At 45.8% G+C, this 16940-nt stretch carries 20 protein-coding genes and 1 pseudogene; 9 read left to right on the plus strand and 12 right to left on the minus strand.

The genetic code is table 11. The features are described 5' to 3' along the window. The first annotated feature begins 9 nt into the window (after positions 1-9). The 3 genes from oppD to OGV71_RS16520 are packed head-to-tail and all read left to right on the plus strand — an operon-like array spanning position 10 to position 2907. Positions 10-1023 (plus strand): murein tripeptide/oligopeptide ABC transporter ATP-binding protein OppD, encoded by a 1014-nt coding sequence (gene oppD, locus OGV71_RS16510; protein WP_003833364.1) that lies wholly within the window; start codon positions 10-12, stop codon positions 1021-1023. Next, entirely contained in the window at positions 1020-2024 is a 1005-nt protein-coding gene (oppF, locus tag OGV71_RS16515; RefSeq protein WP_003020696.1) for a murein tripeptide/oligopeptide ABC transporter ATP-binding protein OppF, read from the plus strand. Before oppD ends, oppF begins: the two co-directional genes overlap by 4 nt. Before the next feature lie 46 nt (positions 2025-2070). After that, the gene (locus OGV71_RS16520; protein WP_194857682.1) at positions 2071-2907 is read left to right on the plus strand and encodes an ion transporter; all 837 of its coding nucleotides are present in this window, start codon (positions 2071-2073) and stop codon (positions 2905-2907) included. A gap of 37 nt (positions 2908-2944) precedes the next feature. Here OGV71_RS16520 and OGV71_RS16525 read toward each other — a convergent pair whose 3' ends face one another. Beyond that, positions 2945-3274, minus strand: a complete 330-nt coding sequence (locus OGV71_RS16525; RefSeq protein ID WP_003020691.1) for an HI1450 family dsDNA-mimic protein — start codon at positions 3272-3274, stop codon at positions 2945-2947. A 34-nt stretch (positions 3275-3308) separates the two neighbouring features. Further along, positions 3309-4769, minus strand: coding sequence for a cardiolipin synthase (cls, locus tag OGV71_RS16530; RefSeq protein WP_003020687.1), 1461 nt, complete (start codon positions 4767-4769; stop codon positions 3309-3311). Positions 4770-4911: 142 nt separating this feature from the next. Between cls and OGV71_RS16535 the strand changes: the two genes are divergently transcribed. Continuing rightward, a complete protein-coding gene (locus OGV71_RS16535; protein ID WP_003020684.1) occupies positions 4912-5085 on the plus strand; it encodes a YciY family protein in 174 nt (57 codons plus the stop codon). 105 nt (positions 5086-5190) lie between these two features. Here the strand turns inward: OGV71_RS16535 and OGV71_RS16540 are convergent, their stop codons facing one another. The 5 genes from OGV71_RS16540 to OGV71_RS16560 all read right to left on the minus strand — a co-directional run bounded on the left by OGV71_RS16540 (position 5191) and on the right by OGV71_RS16560 (position 8998). Then, positions 5191-6408, minus strand: a complete 1218-nt coding sequence (locus OGV71_RS16540) for a DUF6056 family protein (protein ID WP_286533665.1) — start codon at positions 6406-6408, stop codon at positions 5191-5193. Continuing rightward, positions 6395-6874: a hypothetical protein gene (locus OGV71_RS16545; RefSeq protein ID WP_194857685.1), complete on the minus strand. Its 480-nt coding sequence runs from the start codon at positions 6872-6874 to the stop codon at positions 6395-6397. The genes OGV71_RS16540 and OGV71_RS16545 overlap by 14 nt, the downstream gene beginning before the upstream one ends. Next, complete coding sequence (locus OGV71_RS16550; protein ID WP_194857686.1) at positions 6861-7790, minus strand: glycosyltransferase family 2 protein; 930 nt, start codon at positions 7788-7790, stop codon at positions 6861-6863. Before OGV71_RS16550 ends, OGV71_RS16545 begins: the two co-directional genes overlap by 14 nt. Beyond that, positions 7787-8149 (minus strand): GtrA family protein, encoded by a 363-nt coding sequence (locus tag OGV71_RS16555; protein WP_194858142.1) that lies wholly within the window; start codon positions 8147-8149, stop codon positions 7787-7789. Before OGV71_RS16555 ends, OGV71_RS16550 begins: the two co-directional genes overlap by 4 nt. Before the next feature lie 552 nt (positions 8150-8701). Then, entirely contained in the window at positions 8702-8998 is a 297-nt protein-coding gene (locus OGV71_RS16560; RefSeq protein ID WP_003020675.1) for a YciI family protein, read from the minus strand. 215 nt (positions 8999-9213) lie between these two features. On the opposite strand from OGV71_RS16560, the gene tonB reads away from it, so the two are divergent. Beyond that, a complete protein-coding gene (gene tonB / locus OGV71_RS16565; protein WP_257651151.1) occupies positions 9214-9942 on the plus strand; it encodes a TonB system transport protein TonB in 729 nt (242 codons plus the stop codon). Between the two features lie 64 nt (positions 9943-10006). On the opposite strand, the gene yciA is transcribed toward tonB, so the two are convergent. From yciA to OGV71_RS16585, 4 genes and pseudogenes are all read right to left on the minus strand, one after another. Continuing rightward, positions 10007-10408 (minus strand): acyl-CoA thioester hydrolase YciA, encoded by a 402-nt coding sequence (yciA, locus tag OGV71_RS16570; RefSeq protein WP_003020670.1) that lies wholly within the window; start codon positions 10406-10408, stop codon positions 10007-10009. Between the two features lie 165 nt (positions 10409-10573). Beyond that, positions 10574-11113 (minus strand): septation protein A, encoded by a 540-nt coding sequence (locus tag OGV71_RS16575; protein ID WP_003020667.1) that lies wholly within the window; start codon positions 11111-11113, stop codon positions 10574-10576. Positions 11114-11167: 54 nt separating this feature from the next. Then, positions 11168-11911, minus strand: a complete 744-nt coding sequence (locus OGV71_RS16580) for a YciC family protein (RefSeq protein WP_003020663.1) — start codon at positions 11909-11911, stop codon at positions 11168-11170. 28 nt (positions 11912-11939) lie between these two features. Next, positions 11940-12026, minus strand: a pseudogene (locus OGV71_RS16585) (YkgJ family cysteine cluster protein); the annotation flags it as partial. Between the two features lie 282 nt (positions 12027-12308). Here OGV71_RS16585 and ompW point away from each other — a divergent pair. Both ompW and OGV71_RS16595 read left to right on the plus strand, forming a co-directional pair. Further along, positions 12309-12947: an outer membrane protein OmpW gene (gene ompW, locus OGV71_RS16590; RefSeq protein WP_003833354.1), complete on the plus strand. Its 639-nt coding sequence runs from the start codon at positions 12309-12311 to the stop codon at positions 12945-12947. 568 nt (positions 12948-13515) lie between these two features. Beyond that, complete coding sequence (locus OGV71_RS16595) at positions 13516-14232, plus strand: YebC/PmpR family DNA-binding transcriptional regulator (RefSeq protein ID WP_003020658.1); 717 nt, start codon at positions 13516-13518, stop codon at positions 14230-14232. 72 nt (positions 14233-14304) lie between these two features. On the opposite strand, the gene OGV71_RS16600 is transcribed toward OGV71_RS16595, so the two are convergent. Then, positions 14305-14742, minus strand: coding sequence for a hypothetical protein (locus OGV71_RS16600; protein ID WP_226794989.1), 438 nt, complete (start codon positions 14740-14742; stop codon positions 14305-14307). Positions 14743-15002: 260 nt separating this feature from the next. Between OGV71_RS16600 and OGV71_RS16605 the strand changes: the two genes are divergently transcribed. Both OGV71_RS16605 and OGV71_RS16610 read left to right on the plus strand, forming a co-directional pair. Continuing rightward, positions 15003-15278 carry a hypothetical protein gene (locus OGV71_RS16605; protein WP_003020652.1) on the plus strand — a complete coding sequence of 92 codons (276 nt, stop codon included), beginning with the start codon at positions 15003-15005 and terminating at the stop codon, positions 15276-15278. A 186-nt stretch (positions 15279-15464) separates the two neighbouring features. Next, complete coding sequence (locus OGV71_RS16610; RefSeq protein WP_003841287.1) at positions 15465-16937, plus strand: GGDEF domain-containing protein; 1473 nt, start codon at positions 15465-15467, stop codon at positions 16935-16937. The last annotated feature ends 3 nt before the right edge of the window (positions 16938-16940 follow it).

A 16940-nucleotide genomic window follows, 5' to 3' on the forward strand; every position in this document is an offset into this window, starting at 1 on the left:
AGTGCAGCCATGAGCGTAATTGAAACCTCAACCGCGCCGCTCGCGCAACAACAGGCTAACGCACTGCTGAACGTAAAAGATTTGCGTGTGACGTTCGCTACCCCCGACGGCGATGTAACTGCGGTCAACGATTTAAACTTTTCTCTGCGAGCTGGAGAAACGCTGGGTATTGTCGGAGAATCCGGTTCAGGTAAATCGCAAACGGCCTTTGCCCTGATGGGCCTGCTGGCGGCTAATGGTCGTATCGGGGGCTCCGCAACGTTCAACGGACGTGAAATTCTGAACTTACCGGAACGTGAACTGAACAAACTGCGTGCTGAGCAAATCTCGATGATTTTCCAGGACCCGATGACGTCTCTCAATCCGTACATGCGGGTCGGGGAGCAGTTGATGGAAGTTCTGATGCTGCATAAAGGCATGAGCAAAGCGGAAGCTTTTGAAGAGTCGGTCAGAATGCTGGATGCGGTGAAAATGCCGGAAGCGCGTAAGCGCATGAAAATGTATCCGCATGAATTCTCCGGTGGTATGCGTCAGCGCGTTATGATCGCTATGGCGTTGCTGTGCAGGCCCAAATTACTGATAGCCGATGAACCGACCACTGCGCTCGATGTGACGGTACAGGCGCAAATCATGACGCTGCTGAATGAACTGAAAAGCGAATTCAACACCGCGATTATCATGATCACCCACGATCTGGGGGTTGTTGCCGGTATTTGCGATAAAGTTCTGGTGATGTACGCCGGTCGTACGATGGAATACGGCAGTGCGCGGGATGTCTTTTATAAGCCCGTTCATCCGTATTCGATTGGTTTGCTGAATGCCGTACCTCGTCTGGATGCAGAAGGGGAAGAGATGCTCACGATCCCGGGCAACCCACCGAACCTGCTGCGTCTGCCAAAAGGCTGTCCATTCCAGCCGCGTTGCCCGCATGCGATGGAAATCTGTAGCAGTGCTCCGCCACTGGAGGAATTTAGTCCAGGCCGTTTGCGCGCCTGCTTTAAGCCGGTGGAGGAACTGGTATGAATGCGGTAACCGAACAACGTAAAGTGCTCCTTGAGATTGCTGACCTTAAAGTCCATTTCGATATTAAAGATGGCAAACAGTGGTTCTGGCAACCATCTAAAACCCTGAAGGCAGTTGATGGCGTAACCCTGCGACTGTATGAGGGCGAAACCCTGGGCGTGGTCGGTGAATCAGGCTGCGGGAAATCGACCTTTGCCCGTGCGATTATCGGCTTGGTGAAGGCCACCGATGGAAAGGTTGCCTGGCTGGGTAAAGATTTACTCGGCATGAAACCCGATGAGTGGCGGGAAGTACGCAGCGATATCCAGATGATTTTCCAGGATCCGCTGGCATCGTTAAACCCGCGCATGACCATTGGTGAAATCATTGCCGAACCGCTGCGAACTTATCATCCGAATCTTCCTGGTCAGGAAGTCCGCGATCGTGTGAAAGCGATGATGATGAAGGTAGGATTACTGCCCAACCTGATTAACCGCTACCCACATGAGTTTTCAGGTGGCCAGTGTCAGCGTATTGGTATTGCCCGCGCGCTGATCCTCGAACCGAAGTTGATTATCTGCGATGAACCCGTTTCGGCGCTGGACGTGTCAATCCAGGCCCAGGTGGTTAACCTGCTGCAACAACTTCAGCGAGAAATGGGATTATCGTTAATCTTCATTGCCCACGACCTCGCGGTGGTTAAACATATCTCCGACCGTGTGCTGGTTATGTATCTCGGACATGCGGTGGAATTAGGGACCTATGACGAGGTGTACCATAACCCGCTGCATCCTTATACCAAAGCGCTGATGTCTGCGGTGCCGATCCCCGATCCGGATCAGGAAAGGAACAAGGTTATCCAGTTGCTGGAAGGCGAGTTACCGTCCCCGATTAACCCTCCTTCCGGTTGCGTGTTCCGTACGCGCTGCCCGATTGCAGGGCCGGAATGCGCAAAAACGCGCCCGGTTCTCGAAGGAAGTTTCCGACACGCAGTTTCCTGCCTGAAAGTAGACCCGCTATAATTCCGAGGGCTGACAAAAGTCAGCCCTTTTTTTTGGTGAGGTATCTGTGCCAGGTTTAGTCTCTTCTGTCCGCCGCGCGCTCTTTCGCAAATTATTCGATTTAAACACCCGTTCAGGGCGTCGCTTTGAAGGTATGTGCGCGCTATTCGCCTTGCTCAGCGTCATTGTTATCTTCATTGAGTCCGGAGTAGGGACGCAATACCATTTAACCTTTGAGGAATGGCGCGTTTTTGTCTGGCTGGAGATCTTTATTACTCTGGTCTTTACTCTCGAATATCTTCTGCGCTTATGCTGTTGGGCCAATCCCGCCAAATATGTGTTTAGTTTCTGGGGGATAGTTGACCTTGCCACCATTCTGCCGCTGTATGTGATGTGGCTATGGCCGGAAATCAGTCTGAGTTATGTTTTCGCCTGGCGGGCGATGCGTGTCCTGCGCGTCCTGCGTATTCTCAAGCTGTTGCGCTTTATGCCTTCTCTACGGGTGTTCTGGAATGCGTTAAAAAGTGCCCGACATCAGCTGATGTTATTCTATTCCTTTATCGCCATTCTGATGGTGGTTTTTGGTGCGATGATGTATCTGATTGAAGGGCCAAAATATGGATTTACTACGCTGAATGCGTCAGTGTATTGGGCGATTGTTACTGTAACCACCGTCGGCTATGGCGATATTACGCCGCACACTCCGTTGGGGCGCATGGTGGCGTCCGTGCTTATCCTGATTGGTTACTCGGTGATTGCCATACCGACGGGATTGATTACCACGCACATGAGCAGTGCGTTCCAGCATCGCGGGCACCAACGAAAATGTCCCCACTGTCAGCAGGCGCAGCACGAAAATAGCGCGCAGTTTTGTAACCGTTGCGGAAGCAAACTACCGGGCTAAAAATAAAAAAAGCTGCGAGAGCAGCTTTTTTGTTTGATTATTCGCGCCAGAGAATATGGCAGAGCTTATGATCTTTTTCGCGACATAATAAAACGCGCGCAAAAATATCGTTAATCTCACCGTCTTCTGTATCTGCCAGACCAATCACCACTTCGGCAAAGAAATCAGGGTTCAGGTCAAAATCAACATGCTCCTGCCAGTCTTCTGCCGGATCGAATAACTCGGCACCGCCGCGTTCTTCAAACTGCAAATTGAACAGAATGATATCTGCCGGATCGAGGTTATCCGCAGCCAGTTCGAGAAAAATGTCGTAAGCCTGCTCAAGCGTTTCGTCTTCGGTCAGGCGATTGTTCAAATCCATATCCATAATGACTACCTGTTTACTGTCTGATGGGCACGTTTTACAGCAACGGACTAAAGAAGTAAAACAGTCGCTCTGCTATCCGCTGCCAGAGTGGTCGTTTTACCCACAAACGGGCATCAAGCAGGCGGGAACGCGAAATATAATCATCCTGCACGGCGGCGAGATCGCCGCCGAATCCAGCATCGTCAATGACCAGCGTGATTTCAAAATTGAGCCATAGACTGCGCATATCCAGGTTAACGGTACCGACCAGGCTCAGCTCGCCATCGACCAGTACGCTCTTGGTGTGCAGCAGGCCGCCTTCGAACTGATAAATTTTAACGCCAGCTGCCAGCAACTCAGTGAAAAAGGCCCGGCTTGCCCAGCCAACCAGCAGGGAATCATTCTTACGTGGAAGAATGATACTGACGTCGACCCCACGCTGCGCTGCCGTACAAATTGCATGCAGCAAATCGTCGCTGGGTACAAAGTAAGGCGTGGTCATAATTAAATATTCGCGCGCTGAATAAGCTGCGGTTAACAGCGCCTGATGAATCAAGTCTTCTGGGAAACCAGGACCCGAGGCAATTGTGTGAATGGTGTGCCCGCTGGCCTGCTCAAACGGCATGATATTGACGTCCGGCGGCGGGGGCAAAATGCGTTTTCCGGTCTCAATTTCCCAGTCGCAAGAATAGACGATGCCCATAGCGGTGGCTACCGGGCCTTCCATTCTTGCCATTAAATCAACCCATTGCCCAACGCCTGCATCTTGTTTGAAGAAGCGCGGATCGACCATGTTCATGCTACCGGTATACGCAATGTAGTTGTCGATCATGATCATTTTGCGGTGCTGACGCAGGTCCATACGGCGTAAAAATACACGCATCAGGTTCACCTTCAGCGCTTCTACAACCTCGATACCTGCGTTACGCATCATCGCCGCCCAAGGGCTGCGGAAGAACGCCACGCTGCCGGCGGAGTCCAGCATCAGGCGACAGTGAATGCCACGCCTCGCGGCAGCCATTAACGACTCGGCTACCTGATCGGCCATACCGCCTGGCTGCCATATGTAGAACACCATTTCGATGTTGTGGCGCGCCAGCTGAATATCGCGGATCAGCGCCTGCATCACGTCATCTGAACTGGTGAGCAGCTGCAGCTGATTACCCTTAACGCCGGCGATTCCTTGACGACGCTCGCACAGTTTAAATAAGGAGGAGGCGACGCTGCTGTTTTCCTGCGCAAAAATATGCTTACAGGCTTTAAGATCGTTCAGCCACTTGGCCGTTGACGGCCACATTGCCCGGGCGCGTTCGGCGCGGCGTTTACCCAGGTGGAGCTCACCGAAGGACAGATAAGCAATGATCCCTACCAATGGCAGAATATAGATGATCAAAAGCCAGGCCATTGCCGAGGGCACTGCGCGTCGTTTCATTAGAATGCGTAATGTTACGCCAGCAATGAGTACCCAGTAACCCAGAATGACCAGCCAACTCACCACGGTGTAGAAGGTTGTCATAAATTTAAAAATCCTTTTGAAAGCGTATTGTTAAGAGTTTACGCATCAGGATTAATCTGGCAAATAAAAACACGGGAAAACCGCTGGTCTGCATTCGGTGTGGCGTTATAATGGCCACTCAGTGACTGAAAGAGTAGTAAACATGAAGCGTAGTAGAACGGAAGTGGGACGCTGGCGGATGCTGCGTCAGGCTAGCCGCCGTAAAGCACGTTGGCTTGAAGGACAATCGCGTCGTAATATGCGTATCCACACTATCAGAAAGTGCATTCTCAACCATCAACGCAACTCGTTGCTGTTTGCGATCCACAGCATCTGATCCCAAAAGGGCACCGCTGGCGGTGCCCAAAGTCTGGTTTTTGCTTAGTCATGTCCATTGATTTACATCAGACAGAATTTAAAATATAGCTAGCAAAGTACCTGTTTATTTGAAAATTTTTTTTAACATTGCCAGTGATGACATTACAAAGGCTATATCTAATATAAACATTATTCTTACCCCGCTAGCCTGTACCGTTGGGGAGAGTCCAATAGCGACGACAGCCCCAACTGATGAAAGTAAGCAGGATGCGCAGAAGTATAGTGTGAAATCATTTTTACTTTGTATATATAAATAACTAATGATACCACCAATGATCAGAATGGTTATTGAGTATGACAAGTACATTCCATAGTCGTCATACGCCTTACCAGTCATATATTCCCCTCTTATTATATTATCCAGTGGGGTTTGGATTCCTAAATTTGCAAAGCAAATATGTAACACAGGAATTAGAATGGTTAAAAGAATTAGCCAGTCAAATGCAACTTTTTCTTTCTTTAGATATATGAATAGAGCAGTTGTTGCGCAACATATTATATATGCAAAATTATATTTTTGGTTGACCCCCGAGTTCAATCTATCAACACCCAATGTAATTTTATCTAAAAAATTATAATATTTGAAATCAGGCATCCATGTAGACATCTCAATGAAAAATCTGCTGGAATTCCCTGGTGCCATAATACAAAGTGCCAAACTCAATGAAAGAGTTAAAAAATATATTGTTTCAAATTTAACATTCTCTTTCCTAACTATTTTTCTGCCTATGACCGGTAGCATTAATAGTATCGCGAAAGCTCCGAACATTTCGTTGTTTGCAGCGATGAATCCGAGAGTAAGACATGTTAACTCGATGGGTTTTGTTTTTTTATTCTTAAAAAAACCAAAGAAAGAAGTAAAACCCAGACAAAAAGGAAGCAAATAGTTATAACCACCAGTCACCCAAAATACAGCCTGTACAGCGGATGGAGAGCAGCAAAGAATTAAAATCATTGCTATTAACCAACAACCTACAGATGGTGTATCATTTGTGGCTATCTTAGCCATGGCAAATGCCAGTAGGGCAAAAGAACACGTGATAATTGTCGCCGGCAAATATTTAATATTTATTGTTTTAATAAGTATGGCTTCAATTAGAACTCTTCCGCTCCACGTCTCATATCTCATACTTAAAAATGACAAAAGTGTTGAGTCTTTTAGTGCCTTCGAGAAGTATAGGTCATCATACATTCCAGCCGGTTTAATACTAAAAAACAAAAGCATAAGAAGAATGACGGACACCACAGCGAGAATTATGTTTAATCTTTTACTTGCATTCATGAGATATGCCTTTTAATACAATTCCATTGTCTGAAACAAGATATATTGTTTTGCTAATCTTTTTGTCGGTTGTTATAGGGTTGAAACTTAATTTCCCTTTAGCTTCAAAACCTGTGTAATCAAACGAACCTGTTTTTTTAAAGAAAGAACTGACATCTGTTCTGACTGATCTTGTTGGCCTTAACTTGAAGAAGTCATCTCCAACTTTTATTATTGCGTAGTTATTTGCCCTATACATGTCACTCGTGTCTCTGGGATCTACAGCCCATCCAGAAACAAAAATAGTATCACCTTCTATTACACACTCATCAATACCACCAGCGAAGCTATCACTTTTAATTGACTCAAGTTTGAATTCTGGTAGATAGATGACCTTGTTAAAACTAATGTACATCACAATACTTATTAGTATTGCTGTAATCACAACAACAGGGAAAAGAATTTTTCCTAAGTTAAAATTTCTCACTTTTTTTTCCTTTTAAAATATATCGTGGGCGAACTTTACTTTCGATATAAATTCTGCCTACATATTCTCCCAGGACACCGATGCCAATCAACTGCACTCCACCAAGAAAAAGAACCGATACTAGCAAAGATGTATAACCTCTGACAGGATTACCGAACATAAGCGTTTCGAATATCATTGATGTACCATAAATAAATGATAATCCAGCAACAAGTAAACCAATATATGTCCATATACGCAGCGGGAATGTTGAAAAACTGGTTATACCTTCGAGTGCAAGGTTCCATAGCTTCCATCCATTAAATTTTGATTCGCCAGCAACGCGTTCAGCACGTGAATATTCAACGATATCTGTTTCTCCTCCAACCCAAGAAAGTACACCTTTCATGAACAGATTACGCTCAGGCAGCAGTTTTATATTATCTACCACTTCACGTGATAACAGTCGAAAATCACCAACATTTTCTTCAATTTTCGGATTGCTTATTTTATTATGTAATTTGTAAAACCATTCGGCGGTTTTTCGCTTAAGATGGCCATCGGTGGAGCGATCTGTACGTTTAGCGAGCACTATGTCAACGCCAGTCTGCCATTTTTCTATCAAGTGCGGGATCACCTCGATTGGATCCTGCAAATCAACGTCTATTGGTATAATTGCATCGCCTGTTGCATGGTCTAAACCTGCAAATAGGGCAGGTTCTTTACCAAAGTTGCGTGTAAACGACAGAGAAATGATTAGGGGATCTGTCGCAGCAATTGAATTAATTATTGATTCGGTTGCATCAGTACTTCCATCATTGATGAAGACAATCTCAACCTTATACTGCTTTAATCCTTCGAACTCGCGCACTGATTTGTAAAAAATCGGTATTGTAGTCTCTTCATTAAAGACAGGAACAAGTAAAGATATTTTCATTTTATATCCCTAAAAACAATGAACTTTGAATAAATAAAACCGCAAATAAGGCTGATTAATGAGAATGTAATTAAAGTAATAATCGGTGCCAGACTGAAATTGTCTGCTACCCATCCTATGACAGCGCTCAAAATTCCCATGAATCCAACATACATCATGTAACGCATAGTTGTTATTGAGGCATTGAAAGTGAACCTTGCATTCGCGAAAAAACTGAATGAGACAGCAACTACGAAGCCAGCAAAGTTTGCAGGAGCTTGATTTATCTTAAGTACATAAACGCATACACCAAATACTATCCAGTGAATCAGCGTGTTCAGGACACCAATAGATATGTATTTTGCGAACAACTTTAACATTTGGTTAATCATTGGATTGAGAAAGTTCTGAATTCTACCACCAACATTCTGTTTTATCGACACTTTAACTTGACAAATATCTTCTCTAAGGATGGAAGGCGAAATGGTTTGCATTGACAGATGTCAATATATATGAATTAAAATCGATAGTACTGGCAAATTCGCATACGTTAGACATTTATCCCATCATGGGCTTTCTGGGCATGCGGATAACTAAAAGTTGATTTAATATCTCTCTCTTCTCTCAGTTTCCTTGCATGGTTATGGTAGTTCACTACCCGCGGATCAAGGGTGTACCCTTATCTTTGAAGGGGCTACGAACAGGCCATTTAGCTTGTGGCTATATGGGATATTGAGATTTGCTTGTTCAGCTAGAAACGGAAATGGTCCTTATTGACGAAGACCAAAAGAAGGCGGCGCACAAAAAAATCTTGAGGCCTGATAGGAGACTTGCTGCATGGTTGATGGCAAAAAACGAGGATGATTGAGATTTGTTACTCCCTAAACACATCCTCATTTTTGGTTTTATCAGATTGAATTTTATTTGTTTTATTAAAATACTTTCTTATACGGTTTTACTGAAACCTGAGCATAAACGCCCGCTGCAACATACGGATCGGCTTCCGCCCACGCCTGTGCCGCCTCCAAAGATTCAAATTCGGCAATCACCGTCGAGCCGGTAAAACCCGCCGCACCGGGATCGTTACTATCGACCGCTGGCATGGGGCCCGCCGTGAGCAAACGACCTTCGTCATGAAGGAGTTGCAGGCGAGCCAGATGAGCAGGGCGCACGGAAAGACGTTTTTCGAGAGAGTCTGCGATATCTTGGGCGTAAATAACATACAGCACGGGTAGAACTCCTTGAACGGTAAAAGTCGTTAATAACGTTATTGGAAAGGCCTAACAACTGCAACGGAAAGATAACTGATATGTTAAGGCCATACTCTGAAAGTGGTTTTTTATCATAAAATCGCGTTTTAAATGTCAGTTACCGCCACGGGCTTATTGAATATGATTGCTATTTGCATTTAAAATCAGGGCCTGGTTTTTTTACTGAAACGATTATGACTTCAATGACCCTTGATTTACCTCGTCGCTTTCCCTGGCCAACGTTACTGTCTGTCGGCATTCATGGTGCCGTAGTGGCTGGTTTGCTGTATACCTCGGTACATCAGGTTATTGAACTGCCTGCGCCAGCGCAGCCGATCTCTGTCACGATGGTCGCGCCTGCCGATCTCGAACCACCTCAGGCCGTTCAGCCGCCGCCGGAACCTGTTGTCGAGCCTGAACCGGAACCAGAGCCGATTCCAGAGCCACCAAAAGAGGCGCCGGTGGTGATTGAAAAACCGAAGCCTAAGCCTAAACCAAAGCCAAAACCGGTGAAAAAGGTGGAAGAACAGCCGAAACGCGATGTTAAACCAGCAGAACCGCGCCTGGCCTCCCCGCTGGAAAATACGGCACCTACGCGCACAATGACCAATACCGCGCCGGCAACTACCAGCAAACCGGTGGTCAGTGCGCCATCGGGTCCACGTGCTTTAAGCCGTAATCAGCCTCAGTATCCGGCGCGAGCTCAGGCGCTGCGCATTGAAGGGCGGGTAAAGGTCAAATTTAACGTAACGCCGGATGGTCGGGTTGAAAATGTGGAGATCCTGTCTGCGCAGCCTGCCAATATGTTTGAGCGTGAAGTGAAAAACGCGATGCGTAGATGGCGTTATGAAGCAGGTAAACCCGGTTCCGGACTCGTGGTAAATATTGTTTTCAAATTAAACGGCACAACGCAGATCGAGTAAGCATCAGGCCGTCCGGCAATGATCAAGAGTGATGATTGCCGGATAGCATTACTGGCGTGTGCTATCAGGCCAACGTGGGGATTGGACGCGGTTTCCCGTCTTTATCAACGGCAACGTAGATAAACAGAGCTTCGGTAGCCTTATAACGCTGGCCAATAGGTTCAGAAGCGACTTTCTTCACCCAAACTTCAATATTGATGCTGATTGAGGTTGTCCCGCGTTTCACACAGCGAGCATAGCAACACACTACATCACCTACGGCGACCGGGCGCAAAAAGCTCATTCCTTCAACCCGCACCGTTACCACACGACCATGTGCGATCTCTTTGGCCTGAATCGCGCCACCTATATCCATTTGTGACATCAGCCAGCCGCCAAAAATATCACCGTTCGCGTTGGTATCGGCAGGCATGGCCAGAGTGCGTAAAACCAGTTCACCCTGGGGAGTGTTATTCGTTGTTGTCATTGTAGAACCGACTATAGAGAAAGATTACAGGCGCGATGCTACTAGAATTTGTGCGTCGAGAACAGAGGGGATGCGGCATGCAGAGCAGATGTAAGTCAGGTTGTCAGCTCTATGGAACGCGAGGGGATAAAAATTCGCCAGATCCGCAGATCTGGCGAGCATGTATTACGATTTATCTTCTTGCGGCAGATGACGGTAAATATAGACTCCACTCAGCAGCGTAAAGAATAAAGTCAGGGCGGTCAGGCCGAACACTTTGAAGTTGACCCAAATGTTCTGCGGTAGCCAAAATGCAATATAGATATTCGCCAGACCACACAGGATGAAAAAGACTGCCCAGGCTAAATTTAGTTTCGACCACACTGGCTGCGGCAGGGTCAGTTCTTTACCTAACATGCGCTGGATCAGCGGCTTTTTCATCACCCACTGGCTTACCAGCAATGCACCAGCAAACAGCCCGTAAATCACCGTTACTTTCCACTTAATGAATTCATCGTTGTGGAAAAAAATAGTCAGGCCACCAAATACGGCCACCAGGACAAAGGTGATTAACGCCATCTTCTCGACCTTGCGATAGCGAACCCAGCTGTAAATCAACACTACAGCCGTCGCGACAATCAGCGCCGAGGTCGCCGCATAGATGTCGTAAAGCTTATAAAAAGCAAAAAAGACAACCAGTGGTAAAAAATCAAGAAACTGCTTCATTCTTCGATTCCGTCATCAAAAGCACCGGGTACAAGCCCGGAATGCGTTCAGGGTTTATTGGCGAATCAGCATGTACAGGCGGAACAAATAGATCAGCAACACCGCGGAGATCATATTGCTCAGCGTATTCGCCAATACCGCGCCTACATTCGGCGTAAGTACTGCAAAACTTGGCGCAAAAAGCAACAGCAGCGTTTTTGCCAGCAACCAACCGATTACTGCCGGCGCAACCAGTCGCATATTCGACCACGCCAGACGCATACTGTTGCGCATCGCGGCAAAGACACCCATTTTGTCCTGTACCAACATCACAGGTGCGAGTGCCAGCAGGATGGCCAGCAGAATACCGGGAACAACAACCAGCATAATACCGATTTGCACCAGCAGAGTAGTCAAAAAAATCAGAATAAACAGCTTTGGCAACACTGGCGCACTGGCGCCGATGGCACGTAATGCGCTGACCCGATGACCTGCTGAAATCAGCTGAATCATCAGGATGACACCACCGGCGAGGATGGCATTACCAATCAGACCGGAAAACGTAGACGCCGCGGAAGCGCGTAGCAAAATTTGCTGTTGCTCCGGGGTCATGTTTTGCACCAGATCGAACAACCCCACGCTGCTGGTTAACTGATCGCCTTCACTGAGTTGCGCAATTTGTGCGTCAGTGGGGGAAAAGGCATGCCCTAACACCACTGTGATAAACGCGCACAACAACGATACCAGCAAGATGGTAATGAATTGATTACGGAAAAAGTTTCCCGTGTCACGGTAAACGGATTTCGCCGTGATAGACATGCACTCTCCTTGAGTTTTGCAGGTGTTCATTTGCGGGCAATTGTACCCTGGATAACTCTACAGTGGCAGCATCGCGCGATGTATGGAAAAGCATATCTTTGTAAAGCTGCGGTAATTTTTGGCTATGACTTCAGCGTCGTGCATGAACGCTGTTTGTTATCTGCGCATCGCGTGCAGATAACCATCACCCATCAGCAATGAGTGGAGGTACTTGCACATTGAAAATATATCAAAATTGATCTGAATTAATTTAACCAGGATTTTGAATGCAAGTTCTAACTTAATCTGGATCAATAAATGTTAAATTATCAAAGTCAATGTGATCTATGTTAGATCATTTATTACTCCGAAGTGGGTATATTCATTCCGCTTTTATAACCATAACGATGGAGCGGACATGAAAAAATTAACAGTTGCAGCATTGGCTTTAACAACTCTTCTCTCTGGTAACGCATTTGCGCATGAAGCTGGAGAGTTCTTTATTCGTGCAGGTTCAGCCACCGTCAGACCGACGGAAGGTGCAGGTGGTACGCTGGGCAGCTTAGGTGGCTTTGATGTCAGCAATAACACGCAGTTGGGTCTGACATTTACCTACATGGCAACCGACAATATCGGTGTTGAATTACTGGCGGCTACGCCGTTCCGCCATAAAATTGGCACTGCAGCAACGGGTGATATTGCCACCGTACATCATTTGCCGCCGACGTTAATGGCACAGTGGTACTTCGGTGACTCCAGCAGTAAACTGCGTCCGTACGTAGGTGTTGGTGTGAACTACACGACCTTCTTCGATGAAGGCTTTAACGATAACGGTAAAGAAACAGGATTATCGGACCTGAGTCTGAAAGATTCCTGGGGTGCAGCAGGGCAAGTCGGTATGGACTATCTGATTAACCGCGACTGGCTGATTAACATGTCGGTCTGGTACATGGATATCGACACCACTGCAAGCTATAAAATGGGTGGCGTCCAGCAGCGCGACAGTGTACGCCTCGATCCGTGGGTGTTTATGTTCTCTGCGGGTTATCGTTTTTAAGTTCTTCTGCAAAACTCCTCTGCAAAACTGGTCATCAAATGACCAGTTTTTTCCATTCTTTTCCACGCGTATTGTTGTTTTGACCAGCCGTAGTCAACTGAGTCACGTGTGCTTCTGAACGCATCAGTCAGAGATGCTGGTTGTACCGTTCCACCCATTTAGCATTTCCCTTTGTTGTAGTGGTGGAGTAAATATAGGCTAAGTATCTTGTCCCGGTACTAAACGAACACACTATCAAATAAGGCGCTGTGCAAGATGACTTGTAGCGCTCTCTTTAAGCAGTACCGCGGTAACTTTAATAGCCTGTGTGTTTATCTGGAATATCGCTTTTGTTTCTATTCTCTTATGCATTATTGCTGCGGCTCATTTATTACGTACAAAAAAGAACCTGCAGATAATAAGGGGATAACTTATCCAAAATGTTAACTATTGATAAAATTAAAGTAACATATCGTAAAATTTGGATATTTTATTTTTCATGGACTAAGGTTTATACATCATGATATAATGTGATGGCAGATTATTTACCATTCAATAATGTAAATGAATTTTCGAGGAGATCATTCCAGTGGGACGTAAGTGGGCAAATATTGTTGCTAAAAAAACAGCTAAAGACGGTGCAACGTCTAATGTATATGCAAAATTCGGTGTAGAAATTTATGCTGCTGCTAAACAAGGCGAACCAGACCCAGAATTAAATACATCTTTAAAATTCGTTATTGAACGTGCGAAACAAGCGCAGGTTCCAAAACACGTTATTGATAAAGCCATTGATAAAGCCAAAGGCGGCAGCGATGAAACGTTCGTGCAAGGGCGTTATGAAGGCTTTGGTCCCAGTGGCTCACTGATTATCGCTGAAACATTGACTTCAAACGTTAACCGTACGATTGCTAATGTCCGCTCAATTTTTAATAAAAAAGGCGGGAATATCGGAGCTGCGGGTTCTGTCAGCTATATGTTTGACAATACCGGAGTAATTGTATTTGAAGGGACAGACCCTGACCATATTTTTGAAATTCTGCTTAATGCTGAAGTAGATGTTCGTGATGTAACCGAGGAAGAAGGAAACATCGTTATTTATACTGAATCTACAGATCTTCACAAAGGCATTGCAGCTCTAAAAGCAGCAGGAATTACTGAGTTTTCAACCACAGAATTAGAAATGATTGCTCAATCAGAAATTGAACTTTCACCAGAAGATTTAGAAGTCTTTGCAGGGCTTGTTGATGCTCTTGAAGATGACGATGATGTTCAAAAAGTATATCATAACGTTGCAAATCTCTAATGATAGATTAAAGAAATCTGTCATTATGGCAGATTTTTTTAACTCATAAAGTTGTAATGAGTGCACTATTTATTACAAACTCGGATATTTTCCATCATCATCAACTAAAAATATCTGAGATAGGTACCAGGTATCATTCTCTTTGGACAATTGATATTCATAAATAGGTGAATAATACTGCCTCGATAATCTGGTCGTCACGGTCGCTACTTTTTCAGAAATCTGAACCGATATGATGTTCTCTTGCTCAGGATCATGACTAGACTCAGAACCAAAAGCTATAGGCTCGCCCTGAAAACCAGGTTTTGTATATTTATTCAAAAGCTCATTCCAACCCTTCTGGGCCAGGAGCATAACTTCTTGCTTTCCGTAGTTCTGATTTCTCTGAAATGACTGGTCATTCCAATATTTATAATCCCTCTGGAAAGCGGTGATTACCTGTTCCGGAGTATTTGCCAGTATGTCCCCAGCGCTTAAAAATCCAACGCTTAACATAACTAATTTAATCAACAGATGTCTCAACAAGTTCACCCATATTTGGCATGCTTTACTTCAGTGTCTCGCAAGGGACTTTTTGAAGTCAACTTCATTAATGGTTGCACAACCAAAACGACTGAACTGTATAGATTCCGGGCATACCTGCCCGTGGTTAGCAACCAGGAAAAATTCCCCTCGTTCTTCATTTAAAAAATTCTGGGGAAAACATCCTGCCTTTCTCCCCTTTGATGTAGTGCTACTCTTTAAGCAAACCAACTTTGAGGGAATTGCTGATGATGTTGACCCGCCATCTGCTACAGCAAAAAATCACACTTCTGGAACCGTTCTACGAGGATCAAACGGCAGCGTTTGCCGTGAGTGTTGCACGTGAATTATTGCTTTACATGGATAAAACTGAGGCGCTGGAGAAACTTATTGCGACTCCGGTTACACTACCTTATTGCAGCGCAAGTCCGGTTTGTGAGATTGAGGCGGGCTATGCCGCAGGCGTAAACGACTGCCGCGAGGCCATCCGGCGGGCAGGGTATCCTATCGAAGGTGATGATTAGTTTGCGCTTATGTTAACAAATATGTGCTTTTGTTGTATAAATCTGTAACCTAAGCGCGCGATTGCGGGCTACATCAACGTACCTGCTTCGGAGTGGCAAACATTCTCTATCAACGTACAACGCTGTTATGCAACAACATAAACGGGTAACCGATTTGGCAATACTGTTAACTATCAGGGTGGACTCGTGAAGATTGTGCAGGATAAGCTCAGAAACAGGCAGGCTCTGCTAGTATCCGGGCTCATTACGTTGATTTTTACCTCGTTGTTTCTGTTTATCATTTATGAACAGCGTATGGCGGCCGCCAGTGAAGGCGTTAGCCGCCTGCAAGCTCACATGTTGGACATTTTTAATGATAATGAACTGATTGCCGATGCGATTGGCGAGCGTTATTACCACATCAAAACCGGCGAACAGTGTGGTGTTATGGCGCAGTTTGTTCCGCGAAACAAAGATGAATGGGGAATTAACGCCGACCCAAAGCGGGTTCATTCTGCAACGGGGACGATTATTGCTCAGCAACCCAGCCATAATGCGCTGTGTATGTATACTGCGGCGGAGTTCATTCGCGGAATGGTTAATGAGCTAAATCCAGGCAGCTTCGATGCGCACCGTTACATTATCGCCAGCAATTCAGATTATTTTTATTGGTTTATGGCTTCTGACTCGCGTAATTTCAGTTTTTCTGACTCCGAAATGGCGATGGATATAACGCATTTTTTCTATCCGCCCACCGATTTCTATACCCGGTTGTTGCAAAAAAACGTCAAAAATAAAGCTCTCAGTTCAACAAACTTCTATACCGATAAAATTACCGGTGAAAAAGCCTACAGCGTAGTGAGCTATATCTACGATCTGTCGGGTAAGGAGATATCAGACCAAATCGTTGCCTATCTGGTCTATGATCATTCGAAGCCTGAGCTGCAGGAAGCGTTAGCCGAGGCGTTTGATAATCAAATCCTTCCCGGATTGAACGTGGAGTTGGTGAATCTGACCAACAAAGAGAGCCTCTGCTTATCCGGCAAATGTGCGGGGCAATCCAGCTATTTGGTGCGCAATTTTTCGGAGAAATATGCGCTGCACTATTCGCTTTCATTAGGCCGTTTTATGGCGCGCGATACACATGCCGGGATTGTTATCCTGCTGGCGCCGTTCTTTTTCATCATCATTAGCTTCTCGTTAAAGTCATGGCTAAACGAAAGCGACCTCAAGGTTTATATCGATACTTTGACTGGCTGTTTTAACCGCCGAATACTCGACATTATCAAGCGTCGGGATTTATCACACTGTTCGGTGGTGCTACTGGACTGCAATAAATTTAAGGCCGTCAATGATACCTGGGGCCACGCGGCAGGCGATCGCGCGTTGCAAATTATCGCCAACAGGATGCTGTCAAACACCCGCACCAGCCACGATATTGTGATTCGTACCGGCGGGGATGAATTTATGATCCTGCTGTTTCGATCGCAGGCAACTGACGCCATAGCAATAGCGCAACGTATTAGCGGGCAGGTGACCAGTCATGTGTTTGTGGTGGATGGGCATACCGTGCCATTGTCAGTATCGTGGGGAATTGCAGAGGTGAACGGTGAACTGGATGTGGCCATTCAGAATGCGGATAGCGCTATGTATAGAATGAAGCACACGAAAGAAGGGTGAAAC

It is taken from the genome of Citrobacter sp. Cf088, assembly GCF_030334295.1.
GTDB lineage: Bacteria > Pseudomonadota > Gammaproteobacteria > Enterobacterales > Enterobacteriaceae > Citrobacter > Citrobacter freundii.